This window comes from Mucilaginibacter endophyticus (assembly GCF_003351025.1).
Lineage (GTDB): Bacteria > Bacteroidota > Bacteroidia > Sphingobacteriales > Sphingobacteriaceae > Mucilaginibacter > Mucilaginibacter endophyticus.
Genome location: NZ_QPCG01000001.1, coordinates 1,605,345 through 1,623,452 on the forward strand (window position 1 = coordinate 1,605,345; position 18,108 = coordinate 1,623,452).

Genomic DNA, 18,108 nt, shown 5'->3' on the forward strand with positions numbered 1-18,108 from the left:
TTAGCCATAGTTTTGGCGCCATGAAAGCGAATAAAATATTGATTTCAGGTGCCAGCGTTGCGGGGCCTGCCTTGGCTTACTGGCTCAATCGTTATGGCTTTGAAGTAACCATTATTGAACGTGCGCCAGGCATTAGGCCAGGTGGCTACGCTGTTGATTTTCGCGGGCCCGCCATGCAGGTTTTGGAGCAAATGGACTTGATCGATGCTATCAAAAAACATGAAACCCGTGCTGGTAAGATTACCATCGCAAATAAAAATAATAAAAAGTTGGCCAGTATGCCCGATGCGTTTACCAGTGGTGAATTGGAAATTATGCGCGGAGATCTGGCGGGCGTATTTTACGAAGCGACAAAAAACGATACCGAATACTTGTTTGATAATAGCATCGCCGGCATACAGGAAGATTCGGACGGCGTTGATGTAAGCTTTAGCAACGGCGAAACGCGGCGTTTTGACCTGCTTGTCGGTGCCGATGGATTACACTCCAACGTACGCACGCTGACCTTTGGCGATGAAGCGCGGTTTATGCACCACCTGAATATTTACTTTGCCATTTTTAGCACCCCCAATTTTATGAACCTCAAAGATATGGCAGGTTTATACTATGGCACTTTGGGTAAAAGGGTGGGTGTGTTTAGTGCCAAAGAAGACACCGAAGCTCGTGCTTCGTTTTATTTCGCATCGCCAAAACTCGACTATAATTACAGGGATCTCGCGCAGCAAAAAGAAATGATCCGTGGCCGTTTTAGTGCTGAACAATGGCAGGTGCCGCAGCTATTAAAGCTGATGGATGAAGCACCCGATTTTTATTTTGATTCGGTAAGCCAGATCAGGATGGATCGCTGGAGCAAAGGCAGGGTGGTATTGTTGGGAGATGCCGGTTATTGCGCATCGCCAATGTCGGGTATGGGTACCAGCATGGCCGTAGTTGGTGCCTACATTTTGGCAGGCGAACTGCAAGCCTCAGCCGGAGATCATTCGATAGCCTTTAAAAACTACGAAACAAAAATGCGTCCCTTAACAACGGCATGCCAGAAGTTGGCAGAAGGGGCCGAATGGTTTGTACCGCAAACCAGGTTCAAACTATGGATGAGTCGTCAGATCTGGAAAATACTCCCTAATACCCCATGGAAAAATATGATGATTGAAATGCCGTTAAAAGCTGCAAATGCCATCGTTTTACCCGGTTATGAACAAATGGGAGTCTTAGCTGATACAGTGTGTTGATATTAAAATTTCGCGATAACCATTTTATTGATTTTACTTATACAATTTACTTCACACAACGGCCCTTATCATCCTGAAATGTTATAATTTAACTAATTTAGGTTTCCTAAAAACCTATGACAATGTTTGATGTAAAAGCCGCCGTTAAAAAGTTTGAAACCACATTTGAACCCGCATTATTAGCCGAACTTGAAGCCAGTTCTATGCTGATGAATGTAAAAGGCGGTGATACCATGCTTAATCCGGGGCAAACCATTCGGGCGGTTCCGCTGCTGTTAAGCGGTACATTCAAAGTAAGTCGTGTAAATGACGAGGGGCAGGAAATACTGCTGTATTATGTTAAAGAGGGCGAGAGCTGTGCCATGACATTTACCTGCTGTATGATGTCGCATTTCAGTGTGATTAGGGGAACTGCCGAGGAGGACAGCGAATTGCTTTGCGTACCAATGGATGTGATGGACGGATGGATGATAAAATACCCAACCTGGAAACGCTTTGTAATGCAAACCATATTGAACCGTTTTACCGAGATCCTGAAAAGCATTGATGATATTGCTTTTAAAAAATTAGATGACAGGCTGGTTAATTATCTCAAGGAAAAGGCTAAAACAACTGGCTCTTCACTCATTAACCTAACGCATCAGCAAATTGGTGACGATCTGGGGACAAGCCGGGTTGTTGTATCACGCCTGCTGAAGAAACTGGAAACAGATAATAAATTGCTGCTTTACTACAATCAGATCAAATTACTGAGCGAATTGTAACTTTTGTTACATGCAATTGTATCCTTTGTTACAAAATATGCCCTGCTTTCTGTTGCATCTTTGTTATGTCAAAAGCAACAGACCATGAAAACCCAAGCCCTTCAATCCACTGTAAGTTTTAATATAAAACCATTTGCAGGCTTTAAAAGCCCTGCTGGTTTTTGCATGAGTATTCTTGTAAAACTTATTCGTTTTATTGGCTCTGTAAACCTGGCGACCTGTAAAGACGATCAATTTATTTTTTAACCATCTAAAACTATAAACATCATGAGTATCAGACTAAACGACACAGCACCAGATTTTCAGGCAGAAACAACTGAAGGAACTATCAATTTTCATAATTGGATAGGGGATGGCTGGGCAATTCTTTTTTCGCACCCTAAAGATTTTACCCCTGTTTGCACTACCGAACTGGGTTACATGGCTAAACTTGCGCCCGAATTTCGGCAGCGTAATTGTAAAGTGATTGGTTTAAGTGTCGATCCGGTTGGTCGTCATGCTGAGTGGGCAAAAGATATCCACGAAACACAGGGATACGCGGTAAACTACCCCATGATAGGTGATCCTGACCTGGCTATAGCAAAATTATACGATATGTTACCTGCCGATGAACCAGGAACCTCAGAAGGACGCACTGCAGCTACCAATCAAACCGTGCGCTCGGTGTTTATCATTGGCCCGGACAAAAAAATTAAATTGATGCTTACCTATCCAATGGCTACAGGCCGCAATTTTGACGAGATATTGCGTGTACTGGATTCATTGCAGCTAACAGCCGGTTACAAAGTGGCTACACCGGTAAACTGGAAAAACGGCGAAGATGTAATTATTGTTCCTGCCGTATCTGATGAAGAGGCTAAAGAAAAATTTCCCAACGGCTGGAAAACCGTTAAGCCTTACCTGCGTATAGTAGCGCAACCGGGTGAAACTGTTATGAATTAATTTTTTTAAAGAGAAATCCATCTGCAAAGCGCGCATTTTTTGCCCGGACATGCGCGCTTTGCATTGGAATATTAATTTAACGAGCGGTATTCAATAGGAGAGTATCCGACACGCTGCTTGAATAAACGCGTGAAATGCTGCGGGTATTTAAAGCCTAAGCCATATGCAATCTCGCTTAGCGACTTACTGGTGTCAAAGATCTTCTCCTTGGCAACATCAATTACTTTTGATTGAATATACTCCTGGGCCGATTTTCCGGTTTCTTTTTTGATGAGATCGCCAAAGTAATTGGCCGACAGGTTTAACTGATCTGCGCAGTAACCAACGGAAGGTAAACCTATCGTAGTTGGTTTATCTGATGTCCAATAATTATCCAGCAAGCTTTCAAACCGTTGTAATACACCTTTATGGGCAAGGTCGCGGGTGATGAACTGGCGGTCATAAAAACGTTGACAATAGTTCAGGAACAATTCGATGTTACTTACAATTAAGGTTTTGCTGTGTTTGTCTATAGCGTGTTCGAGTTCGTATCTGATCTTTTCAAAGCAATCGGTAATGATCTTTCTTTCACTTTCGGATAAGTGCAGCGCCTCATGTACATCGTACGAAAAAAAGGTATAATCCAGAATATGGCGGCCAAGTGAGGTTCCTCTGATCAGATCTGGATGAAAAACCAATGCCTGGCCTCTTGGCTGGTAGTACTCCCCGTTGTCATCCTGACCTATCACTTGTCCGGGGCCGACAAATATCAACGACCCTTCCTGGTAGTCATAGTAATTGCAACCATATTTCAGATCGCCACATTTGATTTCTTTTAAAAATACAGTATAAAAGTTGTAGTTGACGCGGCGGTTCAGGCGTATATCTGCTTTCGACAGATCAACAATATTGATAAGCGGATGAAGCGTTTCATGGTTGTTGAGCGCGTTGAATTGGCTTATCGAGTCCACCTTAATGATATTTTCCATAACTATCCCTTTCAATTATATCAAAGTTAAACCTTCTTTTAAGGTTTGCCTTATATTGACGTTTTAATCAGTGATATTGGTAAGCAATACAGTAATTGGTATAACAGTTGCTTTAAAAATACATCCCACCTTTGTGTTGATAATTAGAATGATGATCTGTTTAACTTATTAAATATATGAAAACGAGAAGATTAGGTAATAGCGGCCTCGAAGTATCCGAATTGGGGTTAGGCTGTATGGGTTTAAGCTTTGGTTACGGCCCCGCAACTGATTTAAAAGATGCCGTTAAGCTGTTACATGCCGCGGTTGAAAGAGGGGTTACCTTTTTTGACACTGCCGAAGCTTATGGCCCTTTTACAAACGAAGAGCTTTTGGGCGAGGCACTTACGCCTTACCGCGATAAATTGGTTATTGCTACTAAATTCGGTTTCAAAGATGGCAAACCGGGAGATGGTATGGATAGCCGTCCTGAACGTATCAGGGAAGTTGTTGAAGCATCGCTTAAAAGATTAAAAACCGGTCGTATTGATCTATTCTATCAACATCGGGTTGACCCAAATGTACCTATTGAGGATGTTGCCGGGACAGTTAAAGATCTGATACAGGAAGGAAAGGTGAAACATTTTGGTTTGTCAGAAGCCGGTATACAATCCATCCGGAAAGCACATGCCGAGCAGCCAGTGGCCGCTTTACAAAGCGAATACTCCTTATGGTGGCGCGAACCCGAAGATGAGATAATGCCTTTGCTGGAAGAGTTAGGTATCGGATTTGTTCCGTTCAGTCCACTTGGGAAAGGTTTTTTAACAGGTGCAATCAACGAGAGTACATCTTTTGACAAGACAGATTTTAGAAACATTGTACCACGTTTCGCCCCCGACGCAAGAGCTGCAAATCAGGCAATGGTTGATCTGCTCACCAAAATAGCCCATGAAAAGCAAGCTACTCCTGCTCAAATAGCATTGGCCTGGTTATTGGCTCAAAAGCCATGGATTGCTCCTATCCCCGGAACTACTAAATTGCATCGCCTGGAAGAAAACCTTGGCGCTGTAGATATAATATTAACAGCCGATGATCTGAGCCAGATCGAAAAAGCTGCCTCAGAAATTAAGATAGAAGGCGCACGCTACCCCGAGCATCTGCAAAAAAGGGTTGGAAAATAATTTATACTTGAATTACCGAAACGGGGCACGAGGGATATACTTCATGCCTCTTCTGTTTTTGCGAAACCGGTTTACAAATACTGTAAAGCCTGTATGCAGCATGTTTACAATTTAATCTCATTGTTTTATATTCCTTGTTTGTTTAAAAGCAGACCTATAAATTAGGCTCATAATCTAAATATCAGTCACCTTTACATCGCTACTATTGATTTCTGTACCCTGTTAATACACCTTCCGGATATTAACGTTTCTGTATTGTTGCCGCTCCCTTGAGCTGATATAACCGATTTTAAATGATTTTTTCACTAAATGAAATTTGAACCGATTATGATTGAACAAAGCTCTTACTTAAAACCGAAAATTTATGATCTGATGAACCTGATGATCAACGACGAAAGTGGTTTGTTTGAAGTTGGGGACCTGGATGGTTACATTGACAAACTTATTGATAGAGCATCTATCATAACCATTATGGCACAGGATGCCTTACTTGGTTTTTTAGCTTATTACGCTAACGATTACGTTAATAAAATTGGATTTATTTCGATGCTGATTATTGACCCATCTACTAAACGAATGGGATACGGCCGCAGGCTTGTTGAATTTGCAGTGAAAGATTTAACACTGAAAGGCTTTAAAAAATGCCGTACCGAGGTAAATGCCGATAATACAAAAGCAGTAAATATCTGTAAGAGGTTAGGTTTTACCTATGTAGGGCGAAATGAGGCGTATTGTGTATTTGAACTAACGCTTTAACAATAGCCAATTATGAAAACCGGCAATAATCAGGTAATTTAGTTTTTGATTATTTGTTACCGGCATCAGCCAATATTAAAGCTGCAAATATGCAACACAAGGCAACATCGCTCAGACCGTTTATCGGCGCTAAAGATTTTGAAATATCCCGGAGCTTTTATCGTGATCTGGGGTTTGAAGAGGTTGTACTGGATGCCGGTATGTCGGTGTTTAAGACCGGTCAGCTTGCTTTTTACCTGCAGAATGCCTACGTTAAAGACTGGATAGATAACACCATGCTTTTTTTAGAGGTGGATGACGTTGATCGCTATTGGAACGAATTGGTAGCCTTAAACCTCCCTGCCAAATATGCAGGTGTGCGATTAACTCCCATCAGGGTTGATCATTGGGGGAGGGAGTGCTTTCTGCACGATCCCTCCGGGATACTCTGGCATTTTGGCGAGTTCTTTTAATAGAGCTAAAAGCAGAAGGCACAAAGCCAAAAGCCGATAAACTGATTCGTTGTTTTTAACACTATTTAATTGACGACAGATCGAGAACTATGCTATTGCCCTTAGGTTTTAGTCGAAATATGGTTCCGTTTCCTGGTTCGGAAAAAGTGCCTTTGATGGCTTTAAAAGCATATCGTGTTTCCTCAAAGCGGCAATTGATCTGCTTATCCCTGATGCTTTCAAAAGGCAATTTTATTCCGGAAGCTGTTGTCATGTCAAAATACCAGTTGTTAGTTTGTGCGCTTACCAGTTTCATGGATAATTGTTTTTCGTTCAGGTTTATCTCCAAAGCGCCTTTAATCGTTGTGAGTGGCCACGATATACGCAAGCTCCCGGGTGTGGGGTGGGTATAAACCGGATCTTTTCCTTCCAGAAGAACTTCATTGCCATTAATTAAAGCCTTAAGCCTGAGCCCGGCAATCTGATCGGGTTTGCTCCATATATAACCATCAATCACCGGCAAAGTGAAAAAGGTGCATTCGTTTGATGTGGCTACCTGCTTGGTATAAACTGATGGAAAGTTTTCATCAAACAAGTGAAGATCCCTGATTCGCAAATTGCCCTTTTCCCATAACAGGTTAACGCGGTAAAAAAGGCTGTTAAACCAAACGGTTTTTAAATCACTTTCGCCAAGATCATGGCTTACGGTAAATGAGGTGGCCGGAGTTACTTGATACTGCTTTTTAAACCAACGGCCTGATGTCTCCATCGTTTCCACCCTGATCTTACGCTCATCCCTCAGGCGAGCAATCAAAGGCATCTGGATTTCAAAACCTTTGGCCATGGCATCCCAGGTAAAAGAGTTTTCCTGACCTGCTTGCGTATAGTTAAAGCCGAGTGCCTTATCATCTGTAAACGATTTGAAAAACCAATTAACCCAATCTGCGTCGCCGCCTCCAAATTTGTAAACAGGTTCCAGTGTTACTACGCCCTGGCGTGTTGTGCCAAGGCCGTTATCATACTGGCGAATCGGGTCGCTGCCCAGCATTCTGAAAATAGGCACCGGAATCTGGTTGACAGCATTTTGTGCAGGCATGTATGAGTTAATCTTACTGGGGTAATAAGCCTGGTTCCAGTAGCCTCCCCATAAGGTATAGCCATCTGTACCATACTGATCTTTGCAATTGGCGGATGCTACAATATGGTACTTTTGATACATATACTCTAAACTGTAGCTATCGATGAACCATGAAGCGACAGATTTTGGATAATAGCCAAAGATCTTTTTAAAATCGGTCATGTAAACATCTATCAGTTTTTCGCGCTCTTTGGGAGTATAACCGGTAGAGAAACCAATATTTGCGCGCCAGTCCCAGGGATAGCGGCCACGCCATTTCATGCCAGCCCTTTCAACTTGCGGCTGCGGAATTTCCCACCAGGCGCCAATCTCAAATGAATTGCGTGGTAAAGCTTTTAATAGTTTCTGATACCGGGGATCTATCAGCGCATCGTACTGTAATAGAAATGTGCCGCCAAGCTTATATTTTTTCATGATCTCCACTTGCTTTACTACAGTTTGGTAAAGCACATCCTCGGTAATAGCCGCGTCACGTGGTTCAAGCAAGCGAATGAAATTAACGATGTTAACTATCCTTGGCGTTGAAGGCTCTTTTGCAGGAGTAGTTTGGCCGTAGGAGGGAAGCCATCCTGATATACAGATGCAAAAAATACCGGTAATGATTCGGAAAATATGAACGATGTTTTTCATGGCAAAGGTGACGCGTACAGGGTATCTAAGATTATTCCTTTGTTAAAGCTTATAATGGTAGGCTAAGCTATTTATAACAAAAAGTTCAACTGTCCTGAACTGTCTTATAATGGTTCGGTTTAAAGTTGCCTGTCACCTAAGCGTAATAAAACCATGTCTGTGTTTTAAACAAATGTTTTAATCAAACGATTGATTAATTTTGAGCCATTATTTAAGACACAAAACTTTTATCAAATGGCCGAGTCAGGATTTAAAAAGTGGATAATTACCATTACGGTAATTATCGCTTCATTGTTAGAATTAATAGATACCACCATAGTTAACGTTTCTATCCCTCAGATTCAAGGTAACCTGGGGGCCACCATAACAGATGCTGCCTGGGTTGTTACCGGGTACAGCGTGGCAAACGTTATCATTTTGCCCATGTCGGGCTGGCTGAGCAGCTTTTTCGGACGTAAAAATTACTTTTTAACTTCCATCATTGTATTTACCATCGCCTCGTTTTTATGCGGTAATGCCCATAGCTTAACTGAGCTTGTTGCTTTCAGGATTTTACAGGGTTTAGCAGGCGGAGGTTTACTTTCAACATCACAGGCCATCCTTATTGAAACATGGCCTGCCGAGCAATTGGGTACCGCTACGGCGCTGTTTGGTTTAGGTGCCGTTGTTGGGCCAACTATAGGCCCAACTATTGGTGGGTACATAACAGACCATGCCGCCTGGCGTTGGATCTTTTATGTGAACATACCTGTAGGGATTCTGGCGGCCATATTTACGGTGATGTATGTAAAGGCAACATCCCGCGATGGAAAAGATAAACCTATCGATTGGTGGGGGATTGCATTACTGGCTATTACAGTAGGTAGCTTACAAACTATATTAGAAAAAGGGGAGGACGAAGACTGGTTTGCCACTACTTACATCATCGTACTTACTTGCACCGCGGTTATTGGATTACTGCTTTTTTTATGGCGTGAGTTAAGTACCGACCATCCCATTGTTAACTTCAAGATCATGCGGCACCGGAGCTTTTCGGCAGGGATGGTTACCTCGTTTATATTAGGTGTCGGTTTGTACGGCTCCCAATTCGTGTTCCCTGTTTTTTGTCAGAATTTGCTGGGGTTTTCGGCACAACAAACCGGCGAGATCTTGTTGCCTGGTGGTTTGTTCACCATTATGATGATGCCTTTTGTAGGTATTATGCTGAATAAAGGATTACCAGCGCAGTTTATGGCTGTATTTGGCATGATATTGTTCTTTGTTTTCTCCTGGTTTATGAGCGGCTCAACTTTGGCCTCAGGTACCGGTGATTTCTTTTGGCCATTAGCCATCAGGGGTATCGGTTTATCCTTGCTTTTTGTGCCGCTTACTACTATCGCCATCGGCGGTTTAAAAGGGGCGGAGATAGGTCAGGGTACAGGCCTAAACAATATGATGCGCCAATTGGGTGGCTCGTTTGGGATAGCCGGTTTAAATACGCTGATCCATATCCGCGTAGCTACGCACCGCAATAACCTGTTGTCCAATATTAATCCATATAACAACTATTTCACTGATAGGTATAACGCGTTGTTGCATGGATTTATGGCTAAAGGAAAATCATTCTTTGACGCTTCAAAAATGGCCTATGCAGCCATCGACGGTACGGTTAACAGGCAAAGTACATTGTTGAGTTATAATGACGCCTACATCGTAGTTGGCTGGGTGATGCTGGCGGCTATTCCGCTGATATTTTTAGCGCCGATTGTGAAAGGTCAAAAGGCTGTTGCCGATACACATTAAATCCTCCGGATGATATATGTTTTTGAATGACTAAATTTGAAAACATATATCATCCATGACAATAACCGCCGAGACAACAACCGAAGAGAAAATACTGAATGCAGCCAGGTCAATCTTTACCAAAAAAGGATTCCTCGCTACAACCGTAAGGGACATAGCTACAGAGGCTAATACCAACGTGGCGTCGGTTAATTACTACTTCCGCAGTAAGGAAAACCTTTTCGCGTTCATCATGGATGAAACCATTAAAAAGCTTTTTGATAAAATAGAGCCGGTTTTAAATGACGAAGCAACCACGGCTATTCAAAAGATAGAAATTTGCGTAGGCTACTATATTGATCAGCTTCTGGAAAACCCAGATTTCCCCTTTTTTATGATAAACGAGGTCCTCGCCGGGCAAACCAATTTGCCCATGGTTGAAAAGTTTAAAACGCTAACTAATTCCGTATTTGCTAAACAGCTTTACGCAATGCAGGCCGATGGTGTTATCAAATTTCACCCGGTTAACCTGATGTGGAATATTACAGGTATGATTGTTTTTCCGTTCCTATCGCGCCCAAAACAACTGGAAGCAGGTTATTTCGAGGCTGCTGAATTTGAGGCAATGATGAGGGAAAGGAAAAAACTGATCCCGGTTTGGATTGGACAGATTTTAAAAGGAGAGTAAAGATTTAAGCTTGTATTTACACATCTACTATTCACCAACTGCTTTCATGGTAAACATGCCGCTATAATATTTTCGGTAAGCATAGCCCAGCAGCAAGTTTGGTACAACAAGCGTAACGCCCATTAACCATCCGGATGGTACTAAAAAAGTATGAAACAGTAATACATTTAAACTGATGGGAAACAATACCACAGCCGAAAACGGCGCATAGCGGTTAAACATAAGCGATAGGCCACCTATAATCTGTATTACTTTTTGCATGGGGTAAAAGTAGCCTGTGCCTTTTAAGCCGGCTATAAAAGCGCCCGCTTTACCGGTATGCAACGGCTGATAAGGTATGAAGTGTAAAAAGTAGTCGAGTCCGAAGATCAGATAAAGCGAACCGAGCAATACCCGGCAAATCAGCGTTGTAGTTTTCATGAATGATTTATAACCCGGGCTGAATTTATCGAAAATTAATGATCAAATTTATATTTAAAAATATCGGTTATAAATAAACTGAAAGCCGCTGGGACAGATCAATAACTTATCTTGCAATAATATATAGCGACTCTTCTCTTAAAAATTCTATCAGGTCAACTTCTAACACCTTTGCTATTTCAATAAGCCTGGCGAGTGTTAGCTTAACGTTGCCCAATTCAATTTTGCTGAATGTGTTTTGGGATACGTTGAGTTTGTAAGCAACGTAAAACTGGGTGTAATTTTTTTCTTCCCTGACTGCACGGATCCTGTTGGCTATAAGTTTTTCGGTAAGCATTTCTTTTTTGTGGGTGGATGGTTTAATTGATAAACGTAATTATAAATGCTTCGGATTGGGAAAAGGGTAATAAACAGTCAGGTTTTGTACTTTAATCGTACTCTAAAATAGGATGTGGTTAATTGTTTGATAATCAGTGATTTGTGTTTGTTTGTTAATGAATTCGAATCTGCCTGGCGAAGTGCCTCGTAGTTCTTACCAAATTAATTAAAACATAAATTATGAAAAAACTGATCATCGCGGCCTTTGCATTAGTAGCTTTTGCAGTAGCCCCTAAAGCCAACGCTCAAACCAAAATGGTAGGTGGCGCTGCTATGTACCCAACTAAAGATATTATTGACAACGCGGTAAATTCAAAAGACCATACTACGCTTGTTGCTGCTGTTAAAGCCGCCGGTTTAGTAGAAACACTGAAAGGCGACGGCCCCTTTACCGTTTTTGCACCAACTAATGAGGCATTTGATAAACTACCAAAGGAAACCGTGCCAACCTTGTTGAAACCGGAAAATAAAGCAATGCTAACCAAGATCCTTACTTACCATGTGGTAGCAGGGCGTTTAAGTTCGGCAGAGTTGTGGGCTAAAGTTAAAGCCGGTATGGGTAAAGCCGAATTAAAAACAGTAGCAGGTGGTACACTTACCGTTATGGCGAAAGGCAAAAAACTATACCTTGTTGATGAAAAAGGCGGTAAATCGTGGATCACCATTGCCGATGTATTTCAAAAAAATGGTGTCATTCACGTGGTTAATACCGTATTAATGCCTAACTAAGTAAAATCTCAGTTTGTAAATAAATGCAGGCCCGGTTGCTTAAAGCGCCGGGCTTTTTTATTTAGGCTTGATTGTATTTGATTGATATTGTATGAATTACGACAAAATAAATTTAAATTAGGGTAAAAGTACCCTTATGGAAAACTTCTGGAAGGAAAAGAAAGACTGGCTCAACAAATTAACCCTTGAAGATGCAAAATTCATATTTGACCAGGCCGAAAAATCATATAACTACACTATGGAAACGGCAAGGGGAATTTACGAACGGTCAAACGGTTTGTTAACGCTGGTCTCCGGTGTTTTGATTGGTCTGGTAGCGTATGCTATCGGAAAATGGAAGGATACCCCTCATTTAGATACTTTGTTGTTTACGGCAATAGTAGGTATATTTTACTTTTTGATACTGGGCCTGATATTTATTTTAGAAAGTGTGACACCAAGCGAATACTTTTTACCCGGTACAAACCCTGAAGCATATTTTAATATTGGGTTTTTCAACGATAAATTGAAGGATGATGACCGGCTTTTAGCTTTTTATAAGGTGGAGATCATCAATTTTAAGGAGCGGATTGAGGAAAACACCAAAAAGAATGATAGGCGCTGGAAGATGTACGTACTTTGTCTTAGGGCAATATTTTTCTCGCCCATAGTTATGGGGATTGCTTTTGGTATCGCTAATATAGCTTCCTGATTATTCTGCTTCAGCGTAATCTGCCTGATCGGACGATGAGAGGTCATTTCCGTCCCATAAATCGGGCGTTCCAAAATCTCCTTCTACATAAGGTTCGCTATCATCGGCACATGGCAAACTCTCTTCGATACTCTCTTCAAAGTTGGTATCTAATCTACCTACACGACCTTTTCCCGATGTTTTAATATCCCAGATATCGGGTATATTTTGTCCGTCCTCGTCGGGGGTAGGTGTTTCGTCGGGGTCTGGAAATTGGCTCATAATCAAATAATTATTGCTAATTAAAGTTAAATCATTATTGGCGTAAAAGCAAATGCTGATATGTATTTGTGTTGCTCATGAACACCCAAAAGTTATCTTTTACTTCAAGCGTTTTTTAATGCCGAAAGATCGCATTGCAGGTCTTTGTCCCAATTGCCTGTTTTAGCTGCAGCGTCATAGGTAGATTGCAAAAACTGAAGCAGTGTTTTTTCGGGATTGTCGGAGCCGGAAACAACTTCATAGGTCAATAAAAATTCGCCCATATCGCCACTGTAGAAAGCTTCAGGAGGCGATACCTGTTGTGTGCCAAAATCCTCCGGAGTAGGGTAACAGTAAGAATAAAATACGGGATGAGGGAATGCATCAGAACCGGGCCAAAAACCACATGAGCTTACTTCCTGCGAATAAGCCTCCTGCATTATTATAGCAGGCATATTAGGCATGTTACCCTGATGTTTTGGTGCCGGCCTGCCCGAAAAACGGGTGACAGCCAAATCAAACCCTCCCCAAAAGAAATGTACCGGGCTGTTTTTACCCTGAAACCCAGCTCTGAATTCGGTAAAAACATTGTGGATCCTGACCAGCGCCTGCCAGTAATCATGCATAATGGCTGCATCATAGCTACAAGGTGTGTGGTTTTCAGCAAAAGGAATAGCCGGATCAACTTCGTTAGGCACAGCGTATATTTCCACCTCGGCGTTAACCGAGCTGATATTTTCCATCAACGTTTTGTAAAAGGTGGCTACGCTACCTGTTCCAAGCCCGAATGACCGTTTTTCGCCGGTACTGGTGGATATGTTAAGCGTATGGCTTATAAAATCAAGATCTATTTGGAATACGCCGCCTTTAAAAGGCATGCTCCCTGTGGTAAGACCGGTGGAACTCACATACAAGGTTACCTGCCATGAGTGGTTGATCCAGGGCATTTGCTTTAGCCTCACCTTACCAATAATCTGGGTCCACATATGAACACTTGCAAGCGTGTTTTTCAGGTCGTGATAGTCAAGTTTTGGCCAGCGTGTCATTATTGGATTGCTCATGGGTGGTTTGTTGAGTTAAATCGTTTAACTCTAATTTACTAATGTTTTTGCTGATGTAGTCGATGATTTTCAATCAAAAAATAAAACCGGTGTTTCAGTTTTTGCTTTCACTGTCACATTCTTATATCATTTGTACACCTTAACGGTCAGCTAACATTAGCGGACTAAGTTCGCCGCCGAAATTCAAAATAACTATTCGACAATAAACTACTTATGGTACTAAAGACTAACAGAAAATTCAGGCTGTTAATTAAAACCGGTTTAATGATTATGGCGGCGGGCTTCATCAACGGCTCAGCATTGGCACAATCGACTCACGTAAATCCCTGGGCCGCTAAGCCGTTGGGTACATTGCCTCCGCCGGCCAGTTTGAGCAATGGGGTCTGGCTTAAAGGCGAGTTGCATATGCACTCCAGGCACAGCAAAGAATCATCAAATAATTCAATCAGCAAGATCATCGCATTTTGTAAGCTGGTAGGTATCGATTTCCTGGCTATTACCGATCATGATAACCATGTAGAAGGCGACGTAGCACACAATACCTGGGTTGATCCGGAATTTAAATCAGATTCGGTGTTATTGTTGTACGCTGCCGAGTGGACAACTACCCGGGGCCATGGCAATGCTTTTTCGGCCAAGCCTTACGATCATCAAAAACTATACGATGTACGTGATCAGCGTGATACAGTAGTTGGACGGATAAAAAATAGCCTGGGGATCCACTTGTCGGCCAATCACCCCAGCGGTAAAGATCATTTTGGATACTCGTACGATATGGTCAACTCTATCGAAGTATGGAATTCTGCCATCTGGTCAAAAAACGCCAACGCCATTATGATCTGGGACGATATGCTTTCATCGGGTCGAAAACTGACCGGAAGGGGAGGGAGCGATGCCCATCATGGCGTACCCGTAGGTGATGAAAAACCAGGCCCTAATACCTACCAGGCTAAAGCCAATTATGCAGGTACACCTACTACCTGGGTATTCGCGACAGCGCGTACCAAGCAAGCCGTTATCGACGCTTTAACCAACGGTCGGGTGTCTATCAGTTCAAACCCGTACGCGCCACGTGTTGAGTTTTATGCCGATTTAAATGGCGACGATAAAATGGATATGATGATGGGGGATAATGTAAAAGCAACCGGTAAGCCAGTAAAATTTAAAGTCCAACTAACCGGGAACAGCATTAAGGATACCACCTATACTGTTAATGTTGTAAAAAACGGCAACCCGTTCAGCACACTTAAAATAGATGGAAAAGCTGCTGTTGTTGAATTTACTGATACACCTGCAATAAAAGGCCGTACCTATTACAGGGTTACGGTTGAAGGGCCGGCTACACCTTACCCACAGGTGCCTCAATCGGCAGCCTTGAGCGGAAATATGGTTGGATTATCAAATCCGATCTGTTTTAACTTCGACCCCAATTTTTAATAATCTTTTAAAAAAAGAAAACCGTACACGAGCTTACTGTGTACGGTTTTTTATTGTAACTATTAACTAAAAGAACGAAGCTGCAGTTAAAAGTATAGGCGTCTAATTAAATAATTTATTAAAACACCCGTTTCAATACGGATTTGTTTAATTACAGATAAGGTTGGTACATCATTACTAAGTAGTTGTGATGTTACAGGGTATAAAAAGAGCCGCATTGTGTAATGCAAGCGGCTCTTTTTGTGTATTTTGTTAACGGGAACCGGCGTATTTTAAAGTTGCATCAACTTTTCGTTGGTGGTCAGCATCGGCACCCCATGAAAATTTAAGGTGGAATGTTTTGGCATCTGGGTCATAATAATTATCAGAACCCGGGTCATTTTTTACAGCGGGGTTGCCAGTGGCCGAAACAGTAACCTTATTTGTTGCTGGGTCAACTACTAAGTTTAATCCATCAACGCCGCCTACGCCGGTTTTACCATCAGCCCACAGTAGTGAAATACTGTTTGCATATTTGCCTATCGTAGCCAACGGTATCGTAACGCCGTCGGGGTAAGTACCACCTAACGTATTATCTGTTGTTCCTCCTGGTCCTGTATATCTCAAAATTGACCCGCTTATGGTGTATTTGCCGTCATAGGCATTCTTAATGGCATAAATTGCGTACAAGGTGTCTTTGCTTGCATCATGTATGCCGATACCATCAGAGTTGGTAAGCTTATAAGGTAATACGTAAGTTTTTGAAAGATCCATTTTACTTCCATCTAATTTAATAGACATTGTTTTTTGAAAATCTCCGTTGGTAAACTTAAAAGTGTAATTGTTACCTGCAATAGCAAGGTCAGGTGCTGAAACTACTGTATAAAAAGAGGCAGGCAGCAGCACGTAGTCAGTTTCGTTGTGATCGTTATAAGCGTTAACTGCGTCAGGAAGCAACGAAACTACAAAGTTGTTAGACTTCATTAGATCTGCATTATCCTTTGCATCTTTTTTTATGCTAAAAACATCAATGGTTTTAATGTTAGTGAATGGATCAAAAAACGTTGTGTTTTCCATTCCTGTAGGAAAGCCAACAAGCGTTTTGCCATTATTAGCCGCTTGTCCGCTTACTTTATCGGCTACGGTTTCTTTACGGCAGCCTGAAAAGAGGGCTACAGACGCGATACCGGCAACAAGCAAATATTTGATATATATATTCTTTTTCATGTTGTTTCAATTTTTTAATTGTTGTCCTTGTCTTTCCTTGTATCCCACCACACGCGTGAATCCTGGCTATCGCCACCGCTAAGTCTTGCAACTGCAGCGTTCACATTAGCGCCGTTTGTATTGTATTCGCTGGTAGCGTATACAAACCTGCGAACAATCTTTTTAGATGAGTTCGTAGCATCGGGAGCAGGGGTAAGAGATGGCCAGCCTGTTTTTCTCCAGATATTCCATCCCATATGTCCGTCAGGGTAGCTTGAAATCCACCTTTGGGTTGATATGTTTTTAACCTGGGCATGGGTAATATCGGCATCTTTTGTATCGGTAACCGGGAACTGGTTTAGATAAGCAGTTGACGGTGTACCGGCTCCCCACTGTTCAAATGAAGCAGTTACGCCTGATTTGTAGTTAGTAGAAATTGATTCTGAAGTCCAGCCTAAGTTAGCAGCTTCTGCACGGGCCAGCCAGGTTTCAGCTGCACTGATCAACATTACATAGCCGTTCTCTAACCTGAAATCACCACGTAAAACACGGGCCCATTTAGGGTTAGCATCAGTAAAGGCGGTTACTGTTAAACGTGCTAAACCGTAGGGTACACCAATGCTTGATGTAGTAACATTGCCTGCTACTTCGCTTTCACCACCGAAAGCAGCCTGACGAGCGTCATTAGTTGAAGCGGTAACATCAGTAAGGGTTTTTGCTTCAGCAAAGTCCTTACGGCCATTGTAAAGGCTCCACCATGCACTTTTATAGTTGCCACCAGGATACTGAAGCTTGAAGTTTTGAGCGTTAGTGGTTATTACCCCTGAGGTAATAGCTTCGCTTGCTGCTGCAGATGCAACAGAAGAAGAAGCGGTTACATTTGACATTTGAACTGCAACAAGCAACTTAAGCGAGTTTGCCATTCTTTTCCATGATGCTACATCGCCTCCGTAAATGATGTCGCCGCTTATTGGCGATGAATCAAACGAGTTGATAGCATCTGTTAAAGTGGTAAGTATGCCTTTGTAAATAGTTTCCTGGGTATCGTATTTAGGCAAAATGTTAGATGAGCCTTTTAAAGCCTCGCTGTAAGGAACATCACCCCATGAATCGGTTACTATCCAGAAAATGTATTGCTGCAATATTTTGGCAACATTAACCATGTTTTTGTTAGGGTTTTGGTTAATAACCAGTTGCAGGTTGTTCAGGTTACCAGCATAGTTGCCTGTAAAGCCGTTTTGAGGCAGGTTATATAATGATGTTCCTGAGTACTGTGTTTCGGTAAAATATTGAGCATACTGACCGCCGCTTATTGCTTCGGTACCGGTTGAGCCATAGCCACCTAAGCTTGCTTCAACATTTGATAACAAGGCCGAAGGGATTGGCGTTACTGTTGCTGCCGGATTGTTGTTCACGTCGCCAAAATCCTTTAGCTTGTTGCAACCCGCGCCTAAAAAGGTAAACGCGCCTGCTAATGTATATAGATATATCTTTTTCATT

The 18,108-nt window shown here is 42.1% G+C and carries 20 protein-coding genes; 12 read left to right on the forward strand and 8 right to left on the reverse strand.

Translation table 11 applies throughout. The annotated features are described in order from the left end of the window. Window positions 1-20 precede the first annotated feature (20 nt). From DUL71_RS06535 to DUL71_RS06545, 4 genes are all read left to right on the forward strand, one after another. The gene (locus DUL71_RS06535) at window positions 21-1,229 is read left to right on the forward strand and encodes an FAD-dependent monooxygenase (RefSeq protein ID WP_114937263.1); all 1,209 of its coding nucleotides are present in this window, start codon (window positions 21-23) and stop codon (window positions 1,227-1,229) included. 116 nt (window positions 1,230-1,345) lie between these two features. Next, window positions 1,346-1,993, forward strand: coding sequence for a Crp/Fnr family transcriptional regulator (locus tag DUL71_RS06540; RefSeq protein ID WP_244228707.1), 648 nt, complete (start codon window positions 1,346-1,348; stop codon window positions 1,991-1,993). 84 nt (window positions 1,994-2,077) lie between these two features. Next, window positions 2,078-2,239 carry a hypothetical protein gene (locus DUL71_RS31890; protein WP_154402331.1) on the forward strand — a complete coding sequence of 54 codons (162 nt, stop codon included), beginning with the start codon at window positions 2,078-2,080 and terminating at the stop codon, window positions 2,237-2,239. 21 nt (window positions 2,240-2,260) lie between these two features. After that, complete coding sequence (locus DUL71_RS06545) at window positions 2,261-2,935, forward strand: peroxiredoxin (RefSeq protein WP_114937265.1); 675 nt, start codon at window positions 2,261-2,263, stop codon at window positions 2,933-2,935. A 71-nt stretch (window positions 2,936-3,006) separates the two neighbouring features. Here DUL71_RS06545 and DUL71_RS06550 read toward each other — a convergent pair whose 3' ends face one another. Next, a complete protein-coding gene (locus tag DUL71_RS06550; RefSeq protein WP_114937266.1) occupies window positions 3,007-3,903 on the reverse strand; it encodes a helix-turn-helix domain-containing protein in 897 nt (298 codons plus the stop codon). Window positions 3,904-4,079: 176 nt separating this feature from the next. On the opposite strand from DUL71_RS06550, the gene DUL71_RS06555 reads away from it, so the two are divergent. The 3 genes from DUL71_RS06555 to DUL71_RS06565 all read left to right on the forward strand — a co-directional run bounded on the left by DUL71_RS06555 (window position 4,080) and on the right by DUL71_RS06565 (window position 6,271). After that, a complete protein-coding gene (locus tag DUL71_RS06555) occupies window positions 4,080-5,063 on the forward strand; it encodes an aldo/keto reductase (protein ID WP_114937267.1) in 984 nt (327 codons plus the stop codon). A gap of 309 nt (window positions 5,064-5,372) precedes the next feature. Beyond that, window positions 5,373-5,819: a GNAT family N-acetyltransferase gene (locus DUL71_RS06560; RefSeq protein WP_114937268.1), complete on the forward strand. Its 447-nt coding sequence runs from the start codon at window positions 5,373-5,375 to the stop codon at window positions 5,817-5,819. Between the two features lie 89 nt (window positions 5,820-5,908). Beyond that, window positions 5,909-6,271, forward strand: coding sequence for a VOC family protein (locus DUL71_RS06565; RefSeq protein ID WP_114937495.1), 363 nt, complete (start codon window positions 5,909-5,911; stop codon window positions 6,269-6,271). Window positions 6,272-6,332: 61 nt separating this feature from the next. Here DUL71_RS06565 and DUL71_RS06570 read toward each other — a convergent pair whose 3' ends face one another. Then, entirely contained in the window at window positions 6,333-8,018 is a 1,686-nt protein-coding gene (locus DUL71_RS06570; protein WP_114937269.1) for a hypothetical protein, read from the reverse strand. Window positions 8,019-8,252: 234 nt separating this feature from the next. Between DUL71_RS06570 and DUL71_RS06575 the strand changes: the two genes are divergently transcribed. Then, a complete protein-coding gene (locus DUL71_RS06575) occupies window positions 8,253-9,800 on the forward strand; it encodes a DHA2 family efflux MFS transporter permease subunit (RefSeq protein ID WP_114937270.1) in 1,548 nt (515 codons plus the stop codon). 55 nt (window positions 9,801-9,855) lie between these two features. Next, the gene (locus DUL71_RS06580; RefSeq protein ID WP_114937271.1) at window positions 9,856-10,467 is read left to right on the forward strand and encodes a TetR/AcrR family transcriptional regulator; all 612 of its coding nucleotides are present in this window, start codon (window positions 9,856-9,858) and stop codon (window positions 10,465-10,467) included. Window positions 10,468-10,494: 27 nt separating this feature from the next. Here the strand turns inward: DUL71_RS06580 and DUL71_RS06585 are convergent, their stop codons facing one another. Both DUL71_RS06585 and DUL71_RS06590 read right to left on the reverse strand, forming a co-directional pair. Next, on the reverse strand, window positions 10,495-10,887 hold the full coding sequence (locus DUL71_RS06585; protein ID WP_114937272.1) for a DoxX family membrane protein: 393 nt from the start codon (window positions 10,885-10,887) through the stop codon (window positions 10,495-10,497). A gap of 106 nt (window positions 10,888-10,993) precedes the next feature. Beyond that, the gene (locus tag DUL71_RS06590; RefSeq protein WP_112574379.1) at window positions 10,994-11,224 is read right to left on the reverse strand and encodes a helix-turn-helix domain-containing protein; all 231 of its coding nucleotides are present in this window, start codon (window positions 11,222-11,224) and stop codon (window positions 10,994-10,996) included. Window positions 11,225-11,445: 221 nt separating this feature from the next. Between DUL71_RS06590 and DUL71_RS06595 the strand changes: the two genes are divergently transcribed. Both DUL71_RS06595 and DUL71_RS06600 read left to right on the forward strand, forming a co-directional pair. Beyond that, the gene (locus DUL71_RS06595) at window positions 11,446-11,994 is read left to right on the forward strand and encodes a fasciclin domain-containing protein (RefSeq protein ID WP_112574380.1); all 549 of its coding nucleotides are present in this window, start codon (window positions 11,446-11,448) and stop codon (window positions 11,992-11,994) included. A gap of 136 nt (window positions 11,995-12,130) precedes the next feature. Then, entirely contained in the window at window positions 12,131-12,685 is a 555-nt protein-coding gene (locus tag DUL71_RS06600; RefSeq protein ID WP_114937273.1) for a hypothetical protein, read from the forward strand. Here the strand turns inward: DUL71_RS06600 and DUL71_RS06605 are convergent, their stop codons facing one another. Both DUL71_RS06605 and DUL71_RS06610 read right to left on the reverse strand, forming a co-directional pair. Then, window positions 12,686-12,946 (reverse strand): hypothetical protein, encoded by a 261-nt coding sequence (locus DUL71_RS06605; RefSeq protein ID WP_114937274.1) that lies wholly within the window; start codon window positions 12,944-12,946, stop codon window positions 12,686-12,688. It abuts the gene before it with no gap. A 104-nt stretch (window positions 12,947-13,050) separates the two neighbouring features. After that, complete coding sequence (locus DUL71_RS06610; protein ID WP_114937275.1) at window positions 13,051-13,986, reverse strand: DUF5996 family protein; 936 nt, start codon at window positions 13,984-13,986, stop codon at window positions 13,051-13,053. 213 nt (window positions 13,987-14,199) lie between these two features. On the opposite strand from DUL71_RS06610, the gene DUL71_RS06615 reads away from it, so the two are divergent. Then, window positions 14,200-15,423, forward strand: a complete 1,224-nt coding sequence (locus DUL71_RS06615) for a CehA/McbA family metallohydrolase (protein ID WP_114937276.1) — start codon at window positions 14,200-14,202, stop codon at window positions 15,421-15,423. 252 nt (window positions 15,424-15,675) lie between these two features. Here the strand turns inward: DUL71_RS06615 and DUL71_RS06620 are convergent, their stop codons facing one another. Both DUL71_RS06620 and DUL71_RS06625 read right to left on the reverse strand, forming a co-directional pair. Continuing rightward, complete coding sequence (locus tag DUL71_RS06620) at window positions 15,676-16,629, reverse strand: DUF1735 domain-containing protein (protein WP_114937277.1); 954 nt, start codon at window positions 16,627-16,629, stop codon at window positions 15,676-15,678. A 14-nt stretch (window positions 16,630-16,643) separates the two neighbouring features. Further along, window positions 16,644-18,107: a SusD/RagB family nutrient-binding outer membrane lipoprotein gene (locus tag DUL71_RS06625; protein ID WP_114937278.1), complete on the reverse strand. Its 1,464-nt coding sequence runs from the start codon at window positions 18,105-18,107 to the stop codon at window positions 16,644-16,646. Window position 18,108: the final 1 nt, after the last annotated feature.